We start from the raw sequence: 16,391 nt of genomic DNA, 5'->3' as shown, positions 1-16,391 counted from the left end.
GCCGGCGCGGCCAGAGCGCGCGCTCAGAGGCCGTTGAAGAACCGCGCCAGCCTGTCCATCGCCTCTTCCAGCCGCTCGTAGCTCTGCGAGCCGAAGCAGACGCGCATGTGTCCTTCGCCCGCGGGGCCGTAGAAGCTGCCCGCCTCGACCACGACATCGACCTTGTCGAGGATCGCGTCGGCCGCCTCCTGCGCGCCGAGACCGGTGCCGCTGATGTCGGGGAAGGCATAGATGGTGCCTTCCGGCATGGCGCATTTCACGCCTGGCATCTGGTTGAGTCGGCTCACCACCAGGTCGCGCTTGCGGCGATCGTCCTTCACCATCTCGTCGAGGACCGTAGCCGGGCCGGTCACGGCTGCCAGGGCGCCATGCTGGATGAAGGTGTTGACGTGGGTGACCTCGCTTGCCGTCACCTTCATCAGCGCCGGCATCATCGCCTTGTCGGCGGCGAGATAGCCGAGCCGCCAGCCGTCCATGGCATAAGCCTTGGTGAAGGCGAACATGCTGATGGTGCGCTCCTTCATGCCGGGCAGCGAGGCAATGCTGACATGCTCGCCGCGATCGAAGACGATCTGCTCGTAGACCTCGTCGGAAACCACGACGAGGTCATGCGCGATGGCGAGGTCGGCGATGTCCTGCAGTTCCTCGCGACAATAGACCCTGCCCGTCGGGTTCGAAGGGTTGACGAGCACGATCATGCGCGTACGCGGCGTCACCAGCGGCGCGATCAGCTCCTTGCGGATGCGGAACCCGGCTTCCTTGTCGAGAGGCGCGAAAACGACGTGCCCGCCCGCCATCTCCACCTTGCCGAGGTGCTGCGGATAGTAGGGCTCGAGCAGGATCACCTCGTCGCCGTCGTCGACCAGCGCCATGAAGGCGGCGAAGGAGGCCTGCGTCAGGCCGTTGGTGATCAGGATCTCGTCGGCTCCGACATCGAGCCCGTTGTGCTCCCTGAGCTTCGCCGCCAGGGCCTGGCGCAGCGGCAGCATGCCCTGCAGGTCGCTGTAGTGCACCTCGCCCGCCTGCAGCGCCCGGATGGTCGCGTCCTTGATGTGGCTCGGGGTGTCGTGCACCGGCTGGCCGAGCTCGAGATGGATGAGGTCGCGCCCGTCATTCCCCAGCGCCGCCACCTTGGCGAACATGCCGTAGCTCTTCTTGGAGGTCTGCGTGATGCGTCTGGCGAAGCGGGGCATGGGATATCCTGAGCGATTGGTGGCGGCAGGGCGCTTCGTCACGACGGCACAGCCCGGCCGTCGCCACTCCGCGTGACTGAACGAGGGCCAAATAACATGTCATGCGCATTTGATCAAATGCGCATTTTATCTTCTATGGAGCATAGATGCCTCGCATCGACACGCGTTTTCCAGTTGAGCCCCGCGCCAGGAACGTAATAGTTCCCGGTCGACGCCGGCATGTGCGTGCCGAACAATGGGAGACGAAGTTCATGGCTTCACTGGAAATAGCCGCAGGCTCGGCAAAGTGGGCGACGCTGGCTGGCCACCGCCTCTGGCTGCTGCAGCAGGCCGAAGCGCTGTTCGGCTTCTTCGAACGCAACAGCATCAACCCGCTCGGCGGCTTCTACGACCTCGACGACCTGGGCCGCCCCTTCGCTCCCGGCGCCATCCCCGGCAAGCATGCCGGGCGCCAGATCCACGTCACCACGCGCATGGTCCATTGCTTTTCGATCGCCCATCTGATGGGCCGCCCGGGCGCCGCGGCCCTCGTCGACCACGGCATGGACTTCCTCTGGAACGGTCACCGCGACCAGGCCAACGGCGGCTATTTCTGGGGCGTCGGCTACGAGGGGCCGACCAACGCCACCAAGCAGGCCTACGGCCACGCCTTCGTTCTGCTTGCCGCTTCCAGCGCCAAGGTCGCCGGCCACCCCGACGCCGACCGGCTCTTGACCGACATCTCGACGGTGCTCGAGGAAAAGTTCTGGGAAGAGGCCCACGGGGCGGTCGCGGAGGAGTTCACGGCGGACTGGCAGTCCTACGACGGCTACCGCGGCCAGAATTCCAACATGCACCTTACCGAGGCCCTGATGGCGGCGTTCGAGGCGACCGGCGACCGCAACTACCTCGCCATGGCCGAACGCATCGCCGACCTCATCATCCGCCGCCATTCCGCTGCCGCCGGCTGGCGCCTGCCCGAGCATTTCACCACCGACTGGAAGCTCGACCGGGATTATTCCGGCGACCCGATGTTCCGGCCCTTTGGCACCACGCCCGGCCATTCGCTCGAATGGGCGCGGCTTCTGCTGCAGCTCTGGGAACTCGGCGGCCGCAAGCTTGCCTGGCTGCCCGACGCGGCAAAAAACCTGTTCGGCCAGGCGACCGCCGACGGCTGGGATGCGGCCAGGGGTGGGTTCTACTACACGCTCGAATGGGACGGCTCGGCCCGCATCCGCGACCGCTACTGGTGGCCATGCTGCGAGGCCATCGGGGCCTCCGCCTTCCTCAATGCCATCGACGGCGATCTAAGCTACGAGGAGTGGTACCGCCGCATCTGGAACTTCTCGGCCACGCGCTTCATCGACCGCGCCAATGGCGGCTGGCATGCCCAGCTCGACGGCGACCTCAGGCCCAATGCCGGCCCCTTCTACGGCAAGCCCGACATCTATCACGCGCTGCAGGCGTGCCTGATCCCGCTGTTGCCGACCACGGGCAGCATCACCCGCGGGCTGGTCCAAACCGGCATCCGGCTCTAGAGCAATTCCAGGAAAAGTGTGCAGCGGTTTTCCGTACGGAATTGCGTAAAAACAAAGAGATAGAGCGTTTCCGCGATTCGAAGAAGAGCGGAAGCACTCTAGCGCGCCCGCTGGGCCAGCCGGTCGCCGAAGATCGCCCGCTGCAGCGGCGCCGCCAGCGACGCGGCATAGGGCGTGGCGATGTGATGGCGGTCGCGGAACGTCAGCTTGCCGCCGATCATCGCCGGACAGTTGCGAGCATCGCAGAACTGGCCGGTGAGGTCGACATAGCGCACGCCGTCCATGCCGGCGACCGCCGCTTGTTCAGTCGCAAAGACCTGCTCGTCGATCGCCTGGTCGCGCGGCGTATCGCAGGCCTCGGCACCCCGTCCCTGCCAGAGAGACCGCGCCACGCATTTGTCGAGATAGGATCTGTGGACCGGAACGTCCCTGATCAGCACCACCTCGGCCCCCTCCTTGCGCAGCTGGTCGGCCGACGCCCTCAGTCCTTCGGCCCACGCGTCGCGGCCGACGAGGTGCTCGAGCTCGCCGTTCACCCGGTTTTCGACATAGCTGTAGGAATATTGCGAGACGATCACGAGTTCGGGCCGGAGTGCGGCGATCTCGTCGAGGGCCCGGCGCCGCCACTCGTCGCATTCGCCATATTCCCTCGCCAGCACCTCGTTCCAGGCCGGCACCTGTGCTGCCGGGCATGACGACTTCATGTAGGTGACCAGCCGCCAGCCCCGGCTTTTGGCGATCTCGGCCAGCGGCGTCGACCAATGGTCGGCGTGGGAGTCGCCGAACAGCACCACCGTCCTGTCCGAGTTTGAGACCCCGAGGATGCAGCGCCGCGGCACCGTCTCTTCGCGGGCGAGCACGCACCCGCTGTCGAGTTGGCGCGCCGAGGAGCCGCGGGCCGCACTTTCCATGATCAGGCGCTGTCTCGGGTCGATGCTCTGCGCTGCCAGCTGTGCTGCGCCATAGGACAAGGTCGCCCCGGCCGAGGTCAGCAGCGCTGCGAGCCCCAGCGACCGCACCGACCTTGCCGCGAGCCAGCCGCTCAGCCGCACCGGATTCTCGACCAGGTGGTAGCTCAGCATCGACAGGCCGAAGGTCAGCGCGAGGCAAGCCAGCCTGCCCGCGAGCGAGAGGTCCGGAACCAGGATCGTAGCGAAGACGATGACCGGCCAGTGCCACAGATAGAGCGAATAGGACAGCTTGCCGACCCACTGGAAGGGCGCGAGCGCAAGCACGGCACCAGGTGCGGACCGGCCCTGGCGCGCGCCGGACAGGAGCAGCATCGCGGTGCCCGCCACAGGCATCAGTGCGATGAGCCCGGGAAACGGATCGGTTTCCCTGACGCCCAGATAGGCCGCGCCGATCAGCGCGATGCCGGCCCATCCCATCGCCGGTGCCAAGCGGTAGCCTGCCGCCCAGCGCCGTGCGACCGGGAGCGAGACAAGCCCGCCCACCGCGAACTCCCAGGCCCGCAGCGGCGAGAAGTAGAAGGCCCAGGGCTGCGACGTCTTCGTCATCCAGGCGCTGGCGGCGAACGAAACGAGGGCCGCCAGCCCCAGGAGCACGGCCATGCCCCTCTCGCCCGGCCGGAAGCGCACGACGAGCAGCAGCAGCGCCGGCCACAGCAGGTAGAACTGCTCCTCCACCGACAGCGACCAGAAATGCAGGAACGGGTTGTTCGCCGTGTCGGTGGCGAAATAGTCGAACGACCACCTGAGCAGCCACATGTTGATGACATAGGTGGAGGCGAACAGCGCACCCTTGGCATAGAGCTGCTGTTCCGACGGCGCGAGGATGAAATATCCTGCCGCCAGCGTGGCTGCGATCACCAGCAGCGACGCCGGCAGCAGCCGGCGCGCGCGGCGGCCGTAGAAGCGCCAGAGGTCGACCGTTCCCGTACGGCCGATCTCCTGCATCAGGTGGCTGGTGATCAGGTAGCCCGAGATGACGAAGAAGATGTCGACGCCGATGAAGCCGCCGGGAAGGCTCGTCATGCCGAAATGGAACGCGACCACGCCGGCGACGGCGATGGCCCGCAGCCCCTCGATGTCCGGACGGAACGACGCCGAAGCGGGTGTCGTCATGCCTTCGCCTGCCTGTCTGTCATGGGCGCAGGATTGTTCAGGCGGCAAGGCCGGACAATTCAAACCATATTGCAATGCAACATAGTCGCCCCGGCCAGGAGCAGCTGTAACGCAGCGGACACAAGGCGTTGCGGCTGGTCGGCGGGATAACATCGCACCGGACTTTTCGTCCCGCCGGCCGAATTGTCGGGGAACCGATGCACGCGCAAACGGGTTAACTCCGCGCGAGGGGCCGAATCTCGAAGAGGAACATCAATGAGACATCCTCTCGCCAGCGCGATCCTGCTCGGCGGTGCCGCGCTGGCCGCGCCGGCGGCCGGCGAGGACGCGAGCGCGCCGTCGACCATGCCAGCCCAGGTCGATCCGGGCACGACGGCCAGCACCGGCTCCACCGGCTTCGCCGCCGTCATGTCGTCGATCCAGGCGAGCAGCAGTACGGCCACCGCCATCCAGTCGCTGACTGCGGTCACGTCGGTGAACATCGTCAAGGTTGCGGCGATCGCCAGCAAGGACGAACTGCAGAAGCTGGATCAGGCGGAGAAGGACAACCAGGCCGACATCACCGGCGTCCAGGCCGCGATCATGGCCAACGCGCTGCTCAAGGAAAAGCTCGACGCCGAGAACGTCGACACCTCCAGCATCCTCGCCGCGAACGTCGCGGCCGATGGCGCCGTCACGGTCTTCGTACGGTAGCGAGACCCCGCGCGTCGCAGGCGCGAGACAGGCATTTGCGCAGAGCGGTGTGGTCCGGTGGCTGCGGCGCCGGGCCGGCCGGCTTTTTTCCGCCTCGACCAGTCGCACCACCTTGGCCGGAGTCGTGCATCAATCGTGCGCAGGGCGTCCGAAGATCTTGTCCAGGAATTCGTCGAGCCAGCGCTTGAGATGCATGTCCCAGATCAGGCGGCCGCCGAGATGGTCGCGGCCAGGCTGCGCGCCGGGCAGCACGAAGCGCTCCGCCCCGCGCACCACCCAGCGCTGCATCATCATTCGGGTCAGCTCGGCATGGAACTGGATGCCCCAGGCGTTGTCGCCATAGCGGAACGCCTGGTTCGGATAGGTCTCCGACGAGGCGAGCAGCACCGCGTCCCTTGGCAGCGAGAAACCTTCGCGGTGGAACTGGTAGACCATTTCGGGCCAGTGCATCAGCCTGCGGCCTTCCTCGGTCGCCCGGATCGGGTACCAGCCGATCTCCACCAACCCGTCGCCGTGACCCTCGACCTTGCCGCCGAGATGGTTGACCAGCATCTGCGCGCCCAGGCAGATGCCGAGGAATGGCCGGTTCTCCTTGAGCGGGACGGCGAGCCAGTCGGTCTCGCGGCGCACGAACTCGTCGTGGTCGTTGGCGCTCATCGGCCCGCCGAACACCACCGCGCCCGCATGTCCATCCAGTGTTTCAGGCAGGGTATCGCCCAGCGGCGGCCGGCATATGTCGAGGTCGAAGCCGTTCTCGATCAGCACATGGCCGACGCGGCCAGCGCTGGAATGTTCCTGGTGCAGCACCACCAGAATTTTCGGTCGCGCCTGCCCCCGCATCGAGCGTCTATTCGTCCGACTCCGCTCCAAGGGCGGCGCGGGCGTTCTCAGCCGCCTTGTGCTTCTCTTCGATACGGTCGCGCCGCTCCACGCCCATCAGTTCGGCGACGCGCCAGATGGTGTTGTCCTCCATCTCGTGCACCTGGCCGTCGGCATAGACGACCTCCCACATCATGCCGATGAAGTCCCTGCGCGCCTGCTCGTCGAGATTGCGCTTGAGCACGCTGGTGAAGGCGTAGAGGTCGATCGCCTCGTTGTCGGCCTGTTCGCCCGCCTTGACCAGGCGGTCGAGTTCGGCGCCGGAAATGCCGTAGCTCTGCGCCAAGAGCTGCTTCAGCCGCTCCCACTCGACGTCCTGCCGGTCCCCGTCCGCGTCCATGACGTGATAGAGCAGTGCCGCCACGGCAACGCGCAGGTCGTCCTGGCGAGACGGAGCACCGCCCACGGCGGGCAGGTCCCTCAGGAATGAGATCATGCGTTCGAACATCGGCGGTTCCTGTTGCGGCAAAACCTAGATTTAGGCACGGCCGCCGCTCAAAACAACCTGAAGCGGCGCTGGACGTTCTCCCGATCCTCGTCCGGATCGACGCCGGGATCGTCGGGCAGGCGGATCGGCTCGGCATCGCCGTCGTCGAGAATCGCTTCGTCGCGCGGCTTCGGCTCGGAGCTCTCGGTGCCGCCATCCGGCCCGGCCTTCGCCGGCCGTGCGCCGGCATCGGCCGGTGCCACCTCCGGTTCGATCTCGACGATGTCGTCGCCCGCCGGCTGCGCGGCGCGGATGGACGGGATCGGCACCCGCTCGGCGGTTTCATCCTCCTGTTCGATGAGATGGCCGAGTCGCTCTTCCGGCGCCCGCCACTCGAAGGCGTCGAGCCGCCCGGTGACCGGCGAGAACGGCGCCCAGCGCTCGGAGACAACGCCATCCGCTACCCAGGCCGGGTCGCGCGGCGCCCGCACGGCCTTGGAAAGCCACTGCCGCACCTTGCCCTGGTTGCCCGTCTCGGCTTCCTCGATGTCGGCCAAAAGCAGATAGGCGCCTTCGCGGGGCTGCATCCGCGCCGCGGCCGTCGCCTCCGAGCGCGCCAGCGCATAATCCTGCGCGCCGAGCGCAGCGCGCGCCACCGTCAGCGACGATTCCGGATTGTTCTGCTTCAGCGACTGCAGCTTCTTCGCCCGTGCCAGCCGGTCGAGGACCGCATCGCCCGGCCGGGCATGGACATAGAGCTCGGCGATGTCGGGCAGCGGTTCGGCCTTCCACGCCGCCTCCAGGAGCTTCGAGCCCTTGCGCACGTCGTTCTGGCGGAACAGCACCTTGGCCGCGACGATCGCCGCCGGGCCGAAATCCGGCCTCAGCCGGTTGGCTTCCAGTGCCGCGGTCCGCGCCGCGTTGAAGTCGCTGTCGAGCAGCGACATCGCCTTGGCGGTCAAAAGCACCGAGCGGCGGTTGTTGGCGACGTCGCGTTCCACAAGCCGCGACGCCTTCTGCGCATCGACCAGCGCCAGCGCGCCGTCCCAGTCGCCGCGCTCGGCCTTCTCCTCCATGGTCGATTCCGCGGCCCAGCCGAGCTGCGGCGCGAGCCCGGCGGCGCGCCCGGCATAGTGGCGGGCTGCCGCCCGGTCGCCCAGCCTTTCGGCCTCGAGATAGAGCCCGCGCAACCCGAGCAGGCGCATTTCGGGGTCGTCCAGCATCGCCTCGAATTTCTGCCGCGCCGCGTCGTGGTCGCCTTCGAGCAGCGACGCCTGCGCCTCGAGCAGATGGATCAGCGGCTCCTGATCGGAGCGGATCAGCTTGGCCGCTTCCTTGTTCTTCTTGCGGGCAAGGGCTGCGTCGCCGGCGCCCGCCGCGATCATGCCGGTCGACAGCGCCTGGTAGCCGCGGTCGCGCCTGCGGGCGCGGAAATGGCGGGCAATCGCATAGGGGCTGGTCCATAGCGCCTTGGTCAGCCACCAGAGCAGCATGACTGCGGCCACGATGGCGGTGACAGCCACCGCCGCCACCATCAGCGTGACCCGGTACTGGTATCCGCCGAAGGTGACGACCATGTCGCCGGGCCGGTCGGCCAGCCAGGCGAAGCCCAGCCCGAGCAGGAAAACGACGGCCAGATAGAACAGGATGCGGATCATCTCGTGTCCCCTCGCCTCAGGCCTTCATCGCATTGGCGACGAGCTGGTCCACCTGGTTCTCGACGTCGAGCCGCGCCTTGAGCATGGCGGCGAAGTCGGCGCCGGCGGCCTTGGCCGCCTCGGGCAGCGTCTCGTATTCGGCGATCGCCTTGGCGAAGTCGCCCTGATTGACCGCAACTTCCATGCGCGCCACGGTTTCCGGCACTCCGCTGCCCTCGACCTGCCCGATCGGCCGGACCTTCACCAACTGCTCGGCGCTCGAAACCAGCCGTTCGACGATCCCCGCATCCGGGTTGACCGGCTTGGCCGCGGCGATCATCGCGTCGGCTACGGTGCCAGTCTCGGCCACGATGTCGGCACGCGTCGCAACACCCTTCTCGGCATAGCCGCGCAGGGCCGCCAGTTGCGGCGAGTCGGGTGCGATTGCCGCAAAGGTCTCCAGTTCCGCGGCGAACCCGCCGCCGCGGTCGACGGCCGCCTTGAGCGCCGACGCCGCGATCGCCAGCGCGATCTTCGGCTGCGAGGCCTGCGCCTCCACCTTGGAGGCGAGCGACGACATCGACTGCTCCAGCGCCGCGATGTCACCCGCATCCGACTTGGTGGCCTCGCCTACCGCCTTCACCGTGGCGTCCAGCGCCGCGACGCGCTCGTTCAGCGCCGCGATATCGGCCGACACGCCGCCGCCCTGGCCGAGCGACGCGACCTGCCCCTCCACCGCCTTGATGCGATCGTCGAGGCCGGCAAGCGCCTCGCTCGAACCGGCCTGTCCGGTTCCCGTCTTCAGCGTTTCGATCTCGGCCTTGACCTGGTCGATCGCCGAAGCCAGCCCTGCGACACGACCGTCGACATCTCCGGTCGCGTTCGATGCCCCGAGATCGGCGACGCGCGATTTCAGCGATTCGATCTCGGCCTGCATCTGGTCCGCGCCCGCCGGCGCCCCCGAACCGCCAGGCGCGCCGAGGATACCGGCAAACTGCAGTCCTCCGGCGGCCAGCAGGGCGATCAGGCCGCCCGCGATGCCGGCGGCGATGGTCGGCATGCCGCCGCGCTGAACCGTCGCGCTCGGCGCCGGTCCGGCGTCGACGCTTTCCGAAGCCGCCGGCTTGGGCGTTTCGGCAGCCTTCGGCTGCTCATTGTCGAAGCTGTAGTCGTAGGAAACGTAGTCGTCGCCCGGCTTGGCGGCCGTTTCACCGGCGTCGGCCTGTTTTGCCTCCTCGGCCATGGCGACCGCCTCGTCACCCGGGGTCAGGGCGATGGCCTCGGCAGGCTCCGCAGCCTCTGTCGCCTCCGTCGTGGCTGCCTCCTCGACGCGCGAAACCGCACCGGGTTCCAGTTCGATCGTCATCGGCTCGCGATGCGACTTCGAGTGGCGCGTCTTCGGCGTCTTGACCATGCTTGGGGCTCCGCGATTTGGTTGGCACAGGTCCCGCGACCGATGCGGGGTCGCAGATGGAAAGCAGTAACACCCACCGACCCTCGAAAAAAGGCCGCGATATGGCGCGGCCGTCAGTCTGGATCGCCGAGAAGGTCGAACAGCGCGTCCTCGTTCGGATCAAGCGCCACCTCGACGTTCAGCCCGCCGCCGATGGCCGCCGCGATCCGTCCCGACAGGCAGCAGCAGCGGGCATTGCGCAGCAGGCTGTCGGCCTCCGCCTGCGTCTCCATCAGGGCGCCGAGCGCCGCCGCCGCCCGCGCCGAATAAACCAGAACCGCATCGATCGGTTGCCCGCCGAGCCGCTGGCTGACCAGCGCCGGGTTCGGCGACAGTCCGACCGTGTCGTAGGTCTCGATGGCCACGACCCGCGTGCCGTTCATGCCCAGCCGGCGCTCGAAGTCGGGCATGCGCACCCGGCCGCAGAGATAAGCGAGCGTCGCCTTGCCCATTTCTCTGGCGATGCTGTCGGCAAGGGCCGCGGCATCGCCCGGCCCCTCGCGGACCGAGGCGAAGCCGGCCTTGCGGGCGCTTTCGGCCGTGCGGGCGCCTACGGCATGGCAAGGCAGGTGGCTGAGGCGCTCGACGAGCCCGCTCGGGGCATGGCGCAGCGCGTTGGCGCTGGTCACGGCCACCGCGACGGCGTCGGGCGGCACCAGGCCGCGCGCAACCGGCAAGGCGCGCGTTTCGGAAAGCGGCAGCAGCACCGGCTCGAAGCCGAGTATTTCGAGGCGCCGCGCGGTGCGGGTGGCGCCGGGATCCGGCCTCGTCACCAGCACGCGCCGCGCCATCTAGCTCCACCCCTCGAAGAATTTTTCGCCGGCCCGCGCCCGCACGTCCTCGCCCGCCTTGCGGCCGATCGCCGCCGCTTCGGCCGCGCTGCCCTCGGCCCTGGCCTCGTGCGACTGGGTGCCGTCGGGCGTCAAGATCAGCCCGGAGAAGGTCAGGCGATCGCCAGCGATCTCGGCATATCCGGCAATGGGTGTGCGGCAGGAGCCGTCGAGCGCCGCGAGAAACGCGCGTTCGCAGGCCAGCGCCTGGCCTGTCGGCTCGTGGTCGATCGCAGCCAGCATGTCGCGCACGCGGGCGTCCCCGACGCGGCTTTCGATGCAGATCGCGCCCTGCCCCGGCGCCGGCGGGAACACATCGACCGGCATCAGGTCGGTGATGATGTCGGTCAGCCCCAGCCGGCGCAGGCCGGCATGGGCAAGGATGGTGCCTTCGGCCACGCCCTCGTCGAGCTTCCTCAGCCTGGTCTGCACGTTGCCGCGGAACATCACCACCTCGAGGTCCGGCCGCATGCGGCGGATCAGCGCCTGGCGCCTGAGCGACGACGAGCCGACGACGGCGCCTTCCGGCAGGTCCACGATCTTCTTCGCTGTGCGGCCGATGAAGGCGTCGCGCACGTCCTCGCGCGGCAGGAAGGCCGAAAGCTCCAGCCCGTCCGGCAGCTGCGTCGGCATGTCCTTGGACGAATGCACGGCGAAATCGACGTCGCCGGCATAGATCGCCTCTTCCAGCTCCTTGGTGAACAGCCCCTTGCCACCGGCGAGCGAGAGAGGGCGGTCCTGGATCCGGTCGCCGCTGGTGGAGATCGCCACGATCTCGAAGGCTTCCTCGGGCAGGCCGTGCGCCGCCATCAGCCGCGCACGGGTCTCGTGCGCTTGCGCGAGCGCCAGCGGGCTGCCGCGGGTTCCGATTTTCAAGGCTCTGGTTTGCATGGCGCCCGGTCCGTGATAACCCCGCGCTGGCGGGGCGGTCCCGTACCTCCTATCTAGGAAATTACCACCGGGCAATCATGCAGGGTAGCGACCAATTGATCCGCGTTCTGGGTATCGAGACGAGCTGCGACGAAACCGCGGCAAGCGTCGTCGCGCTCGAGCCGGGCAAGGAGCCGGTGATCCTGTCGAGCAGCGTGCTCAGCCAGATCGAGGAACACGCGGCCTTTGGCGGCGTCGTGCCCGAGATCGCGGCCCGCGCCCATGTCGAGGCGCTCGACGGCATCGTCGAGGCGGCACTCGAGGATTCGGGCGTAGAGCTTCAGGACATCGACGCGGTCGCGGCCACCGCAGGCCCCGGCCTCGTCGGCGGCCTGATCGTCGGACTGATGACCGCCAAGGCCATCGCCGCTGCAACCGGCAAGCCGCTGATCGCCATCAACCACCTCGAAGGCCATGCGCTGACCGCGCGACTGACCGACGGGCTCGACTTCCCCTACCTGCTCCTGCTCGTCTCCGGCGGCCACACCCAGATCGTGCTGGTCAAGGGCGTCGGCGACTACCAGCGCTGGGCGACCACCATCGATGACGCGCTCGGCGAAGCCTTCGACAAGACGGCCAAGATGCTCGGCCTGCCCTATCCGGGCGGCCCCAATGTCGAGAAGGCGGCGGCCACGGGCGACGCCAGCCGCTTCGTCTTCCCGCGTCCGATGAAGGGCTCGGCCCAGCCCGACTTCTCCTTCTCGGGCCTGAAGACGTCGGTGCGCCAGGCAGCGACCGCCGTGGCGCCGCTCAGCGACCAGGACGTCGCCGACATCTGCGCCTCGTTCCAGGCCGCGGTCACCGACACGCTCGGCGACCGCGTCAAGCGCGCCCTCGCCCGCTTCCGTACCGAATTCCCCGATGTCGCAGGCCCGGCGCTCGTCGTCGCCGGCGGCGTCGCCGCCAACAGGCAGATTCGCGCCATGCTGGAAAGGCTCTGCGCCAGGAACGGCTTCAGCTTCGTCGCGCCGCCGATGGCGCTGTGCACCGACAACGCCGCGATGATCGCCTGGGCGGGGATCGAGCGGCTGCGCGCCGGCCTCGCCGAGCCCGGCGCATTCGATTTCGTGCCGCGCTCGCGCTGGCCGCTGGACAGCGTGTCCGCGCCGGTCGTCGGTTCCGGCAGGCGGGGAGCCAAGGCATGAGCGCATACAGGGTCGCGGTTCTCGGCGGCGGCGCCTGGGGCACCGCACTTGCGCTCGCCATGCTGCGCGCAGGCCATGCCGTGTCGCTCTGGGCCCGCGATGCCGAAAGCGTCGCGGCGATCGGCAAGGGCCAGAATCCGCGCTATCTGCCCGGCATCAGCTTCGAGACCGGCATCGCCGCCACCACCGACCTCGCCAAGGCCCTCAAGGGCGCCGACTGCGTGCTGGTCGTCACCCCGGCGCAGGCGCTGCGCAGCGTGCTCAACGAGGTGAAACCGCATGTCGCCGCAAATGTGCCGCTGGTGCTCTGCGCCAAGGGCATCGAGCGCGACACCGGCACTTTGCTGTCGGCCATCGCCAGGGAAATCCTGTCGGAGAACCCGGTCGCAGCCCTTTCCGGCCCGAGCTTCGCCACAGACGTCTCGCGCGGCCTGCCCACCGCCGTCGTCGTCGCCGCCGAGGACGAGGCCCGCGCCTCGGCGCTGGCGACACGCTTTTCCGCCGCCAACCTGCGCTGCTATTCGAGCGACGACCTGATCGGCGTCGAGATCGGCGGGTCGCTGAAGAACGTTTTCGCCATCGCCGCCGGTGCCGTCACCGGCGCCGGTCTCGGCGCCTCGGCGCAGGCAGCGCTCGTCACCCGCGGCTTCGTCGAGCTGCGGCGCATCGGTGCCGCCTTCGGCGCCCGTCCGGAAACGCTGATGGGCCTGTCCGGCCTCGGCGACCTGATGCTCACCTGCTCCTCGGCCCAGTCGCGCAACTTCGCCTATGGCGTGGCGCTCGGCAAGGGCGAGGAGCTGTCCGGCCGCCCGCTCGCCGAGGGCGTCGCCACCGCCTACATCGCCGCCCGTCTCACCCGCGAGCGCGGCATCGACGCGCCCATCGTCCAGGCGGTCGCCGCGCTGCTCGACAAGGCCATCACCATCAACGAGGCTGTCGCCGGGCTGATGTCGCGGCCGCTGCGCGCCGAGGCCGATTGAATTTCCGCACAGGACTGATTTCAGTACAGAGAGGGACAACATGCTTTTCGCACTGATCTGCAATGACAAGCCGGGCCACCTCCAGGTCCGCCTCGACACGCGCCCCGAGCATGTCGCGTTCCTCAACGAACTCAACGCCAAGGGCACGCTTAAATTCGCCGGGCCGTTCCTCGATGACGACGGCAAGCCGAACGGCAGCCTTGTCGTCATCGAGGCGGCCGATGCAGCAGCAGCCAAGGCGATTGCCGATGCCGACCCCTACGCCAAAGCCGGCCTGTTCGACAGCGTCGACATCCGCCCGTGGAACTGGGTCTTCAACAATCCGGCCAGCGCCTGACCTGCGCCTTGAGGGGGACGACATGAGCGAGAAGAAATACTGGCTGTTCAAGTCCGAGCCGTTCAAATTCTCCTTCGAGATGCTGAAGGCCAAGGGCAAGCAGGGCACCCAGTGGGACGGCGTGCGCAACTACCTCGCCCGCAACAACATGCGCGCCATGCAGATCGGCGATCTCGGTTTCTTCTACCACTCCAACGAGGGGCTCGAGGTCGTCGGCATCGCCGAGGTCTGCGCGCTCGCCCACCACGACACCACGACGGAAGACCCGCGCTGGGAATGCGTCGACATCCGCTACCACAGCGAGATCCCCAAGCCCGTCACCCTGGTCGACGTCAAGTCCAACCCCAAACTCGAAAAGATGTCGCTGGTCACCTCGATGCGGCTTTCGGTCCAGCCGGTGACGCCGGACGAGTGGCGGGAAGTCTGCCGTATGGCCGGGCTCGACAAGGCGCCGTGACCACAGCGTCGGTCACTCGTCTTACGCCCGAGAGCGCGGAAAACTTCATCCTCGCCAACACGGCGCTGATGTTGCCGCCGCATGTACCGGAGATTTGCCTGCGCCTCGCCGACGAGGCGCATGATCTCTGGCATCGCACCGAGGAAGAACTGTCCGAGATCGGCCTGCCGCCGCCCTTCTGGGCCTTCGCCTGGGCCGGCGGTCAGGGTCTCGCCCGCTACGTGCTCGACCATCCCGAGACCGTGTCCGGCATGCGCGTGCTCGACTTCGCCTCGGGTTCCGGCCTCGTCGCCATCGCCGCCATGAAGGCGGGAGCCGCCTCGGTCACCGGCGCCGACATCGACCCGTTCTGCGAGGCGGCCATCCGCCTCAACGCTCGGGCCAACGACGTCGCCATCGGCTTCGAGGGCTCCGATCTCGTCGGACGCGACAGTGGCTGGGACGTCGTTCTCGCCGGCGACGTCTTCTACGAAAAGCCCTTCGCCGACCGCGTTGTGCCGTGGTTCGAGGCGCTGCGCGCCCGCGGCGCCGAGGTGCTGGTCGGCGATCCCGGCCGCTCCTACCTGCCCAGGCAGCGACTTGAAAAGCTCGCCACCTACGAGGTGCCTGTCACCCGCGCGCTGGAGGATGCCGAGGTCAAGCGCACCACCGTCTGGCGCTTCGTCTGAGCACTGAAGGCTACTTAATCCGACCCTCAAGGCGAAGATCGGCCGTCACCACAGTCATCGACTGATGCTTACTTCACAGGATGAGCAGTAAGGGCGACGCTGCTAATCTCCCCCCTTATGGGGGAGATGCCCGGCAGGGCAGAGGGGGGGGGTGGGAAGGATCGCGGCCTAGCCCCTCACACCTCCGTCTTCGCCGCCTCCTCCAGCATCCACTCCCTGAAGGCCGCGATGCGCGGATCGTCCTCGGTGCTTTTCGGATAGACCAGGAAATAGGCATATTCGCGCGACACGCGGATGCCCAGATCGAAGGGGCGCACCAGCCGCCCCTCGGAGAGGTCGTTTGCGACCATCGCGAAATCGGCCAGCGCCACCGCACTCCCGTCGATCGCCGCCTGCACCGCGTCTGAGGAGGCGGTGAAGACGATGGCCCGGCTGTCGTCGAAGTCGTCGACGCCGGCGGCCGCCATCCACATGCGCCAGTTCGGCCAGGTCACGCCCTGCTGCGACCACTCGATATGCACCAGCGTGTGGTTGAACAGGTCGCGCGGCACCCGCAAGGGCGGCCCCGACGCCAGTAGTCTGGGGCTGCACACCGGAATGATCATGTTGTCGAACAGCCTGTCGGCGCGCAGGCCCGGATACTTTCCCATGCCGAAGCGGATGGCGACATCGACATCGTCGAGGTCGAAGTCGCGCACCTCGTAGCTGATGTCGAACCTGAGCTCGATGTCCGGGTGCAGCTTGCGGAAACCGTCGACGCGCCGCATCAGCCATTTCGAGGCGAATTGCGCGTCGAGCGTCACCTTGAGCTGCGTGGTGCCGCGCGTCAGCTTGCGCGCCTTGGAGACGGCACGGTTGAGCGCTTCGATGGCGTCCGCCGAGGCGTCACACAGCGCCGCCCCCGCCTCCGTCAGCCTGATGCTGCGGCTGGTGCGCGTAAACAGCACCACACCCAGCTGGTCCTCGATTTCCTTGATCTGGTGGCTCACCGCAGCCGGCGTCAGCCCCAGCTCGTCGGCGGCGCGCGTGAAGTTGAGGTGCCGGCCGGCAGCCACCAATGTCCTCAGCGCACGTGTCCCAGGCATCGACCGCATCGCGTGATCTTCAAGCCAAATTTGATGATCGAGAAAGAACTACTCGTTTCTCTTTTGTCTTTCCAAG

At 67.8% G+C, this 16,391-nt stretch carries 16 protein-coding genes; 7 read left to right on the top strand and 9 right to left on the bottom strand.

The genetic code is table 11. The features are described 5' to 3' along the window. Positions 1 to 23 precede the first annotated feature (23 nt). Positions 24 to 1,193: a pyridoxal phosphate-dependent aminotransferase gene (locus AmiPiv_RS22445; protein ID WP_340041035.1), complete on the bottom strand. Its 1,170-nt coding sequence runs from the start codon at positions 1,191 to 1,193 to the stop codon at positions 24 to 26. Between the two features lie 251 nt (positions 1,194 to 1,444). Here AmiPiv_RS22445 and AmiPiv_RS22440 point away from each other — a divergent pair, with 251 nt between their 5' ends. Continuing rightward, entirely contained in the window at positions 1,445 to 2,710 is a 1,266-nt protein-coding gene (locus AmiPiv_RS22440) for an AGE family epimerase/isomerase (RefSeq protein WP_340041033.1), read from the top strand. Positions 2,711 to 2,808: 98 nt separating this feature from the next. On the opposite strand, the gene AmiPiv_RS22435 is transcribed toward AmiPiv_RS22440, so the two are convergent. After that, positions 2,809 to 4,794, bottom strand: coding sequence for an acyltransferase family protein (locus AmiPiv_RS22435; RefSeq protein WP_340041031.1), 1,986 nt, complete (start codon positions 4,792 to 4,794; stop codon positions 2,809 to 2,811). A gap of 255 nt (positions 4,795 to 5,049) precedes the next feature. On the opposite strand from AmiPiv_RS22435, the gene AmiPiv_RS22430 reads away from it, so the two are divergent. After that, the gene (locus AmiPiv_RS22430) at positions 5,050 to 5,487 is read left to right on the top strand and encodes a hypothetical protein (RefSeq protein ID WP_340041029.1); all 438 of its coding nucleotides are present in this window, start codon (positions 5,050 to 5,052) and stop codon (positions 5,485 to 5,487) included. 129 nt (positions 5,488 to 5,616) lie between these two features. On the opposite strand, the gene AmiPiv_RS22425 is transcribed toward AmiPiv_RS22430, so the two are convergent. From AmiPiv_RS22425 to hemC, 6 genes are all read right to left on the bottom strand, one after another. Continuing rightward, positions 5,617 to 6,327: a glutamine amidotransferase gene (locus AmiPiv_RS22425; protein ID WP_340041027.1), complete on the bottom strand. Its 711-nt coding sequence runs from the start codon at positions 6,325 to 6,327 to the stop codon at positions 5,617 to 5,619. A 7-nt stretch (positions 6,328 to 6,334) separates the two neighbouring features. Continuing rightward, positions 6,335 to 6,814, bottom strand: coding sequence for a tellurite resistance TerB family protein (locus AmiPiv_RS22420; RefSeq protein ID WP_340041025.1), 480 nt, complete (start codon positions 6,812 to 6,814; stop codon positions 6,335 to 6,337). A gap of 47 nt (positions 6,815 to 6,861) precedes the next feature. Continuing rightward, the gene (locus tag AmiPiv_RS22415) at positions 6,862 to 8,451 is read right to left on the bottom strand and encodes a heme biosynthesis protein HemY (RefSeq protein ID WP_340041023.1); all 1,590 of its coding nucleotides are present in this window, start codon (positions 8,449 to 8,451) and stop codon (positions 6,862 to 6,864) included. 16 nt (positions 8,452 to 8,467) lie between these two features. After that, entirely contained in the window at positions 8,468 to 9,844 is a 1,377-nt protein-coding gene (locus AmiPiv_RS22410) for a COG4223 family protein (protein WP_340041021.1), read from the bottom strand. A 113-nt stretch (positions 9,845 to 9,957) separates the two neighbouring features. Continuing rightward, positions 9,958 to 10,674: a uroporphyrinogen-III synthase gene (locus tag AmiPiv_RS22405; RefSeq protein ID WP_340041019.1), complete on the bottom strand. Its 717-nt coding sequence runs from the start codon at positions 10,672 to 10,674 to the stop codon at positions 9,958 to 9,960. Beyond that, positions 10,675 to 11,604, bottom strand: a complete 930-nt coding sequence (gene hemC, locus AmiPiv_RS22400; RefSeq protein ID WP_340041017.1) for a hydroxymethylbilane synthase — start codon at positions 11,602 to 11,604, stop codon at positions 10,675 to 10,677. It abuts the gene before it with no gap. A gap of 98 nt (positions 11,605 to 11,702) precedes the next feature. Between hemC and tsaD the strand changes: the two genes are divergently transcribed. The 5 genes from tsaD (at position 11,703) to AmiPiv_RS22375 (ending at position 15,230) form a co-directional block, all read left to right on the top strand. After that, complete coding sequence (tsaD, locus tag AmiPiv_RS22395) at positions 11,703 to 12,788, top strand: tRNA (adenosine(37)-N6)-threonylcarbamoyltransferase complex transferase subunit TsaD (RefSeq protein WP_340041107.1); 1,086 nt, start codon at positions 11,703 to 11,705, stop codon at positions 12,786 to 12,788. Continuing rightward, complete coding sequence (locus AmiPiv_RS22390; RefSeq protein ID WP_340041015.1) at positions 12,785 to 13,768, top strand: NAD(P)H-dependent glycerol-3-phosphate dehydrogenase; 984 nt, start codon at positions 12,785 to 12,787, stop codon at positions 13,766 to 13,768. The genes tsaD and AmiPiv_RS22390 overlap by 4 nt, the downstream gene beginning before the upstream one ends. 40 nt (positions 13,769 to 13,808) lie before the next feature. Beyond that, entirely contained in the window at positions 13,809 to 14,105 is a 297-nt protein-coding gene (locus tag AmiPiv_RS22385) for a YciI-like protein (RefSeq protein WP_340041013.1), read from the top strand. A gap of 22 nt (positions 14,106 to 14,127) precedes the next feature. Next, positions 14,128 to 14,562 (top strand): EVE domain-containing protein, encoded by a 435-nt coding sequence (locus AmiPiv_RS22380; RefSeq protein WP_340041011.1) that lies wholly within the window; start codon positions 14,128 to 14,130, stop codon positions 14,560 to 14,562. Positions 14,563 to 14,630: 68 nt separating this feature from the next. Further along, positions 14,631 to 15,230 carry a class I SAM-dependent methyltransferase gene (locus AmiPiv_RS22375; protein ID WP_340041105.1) on the top strand — a complete coding sequence of 200 codons (600 nt, stop codon included), beginning with the start codon at positions 14,631 to 14,633 and terminating at the stop codon, positions 15,228 to 15,230. Positions 15,231 to 15,406: 176 nt separating this feature from the next. Here AmiPiv_RS22375 and gcvA read toward each other — a convergent pair whose 3' ends face one another. Then, complete coding sequence (gene gcvA / locus AmiPiv_RS22370; RefSeq protein ID WP_340041009.1) at positions 15,407 to 16,324, bottom strand: transcriptional regulator GcvA; 918 nt, start codon at positions 16,322 to 16,324, stop codon at positions 15,407 to 15,409. Between the last annotated feature and the right edge of the window lie 67 nt (positions 16,325 to 16,391).

Source organism: Aminobacter sp. Piv2-1, from assembly GCF_037625995.1.
GTDB lineage: Bacteria > Pseudomonadota > Alphaproteobacteria > Rhizobiales > Rhizobiaceae > Aminobacter.
Note: the sequence above shows the minus strand (reverse complement) of the source record. Positions and strands in the feature narration are given on the sequence as shown.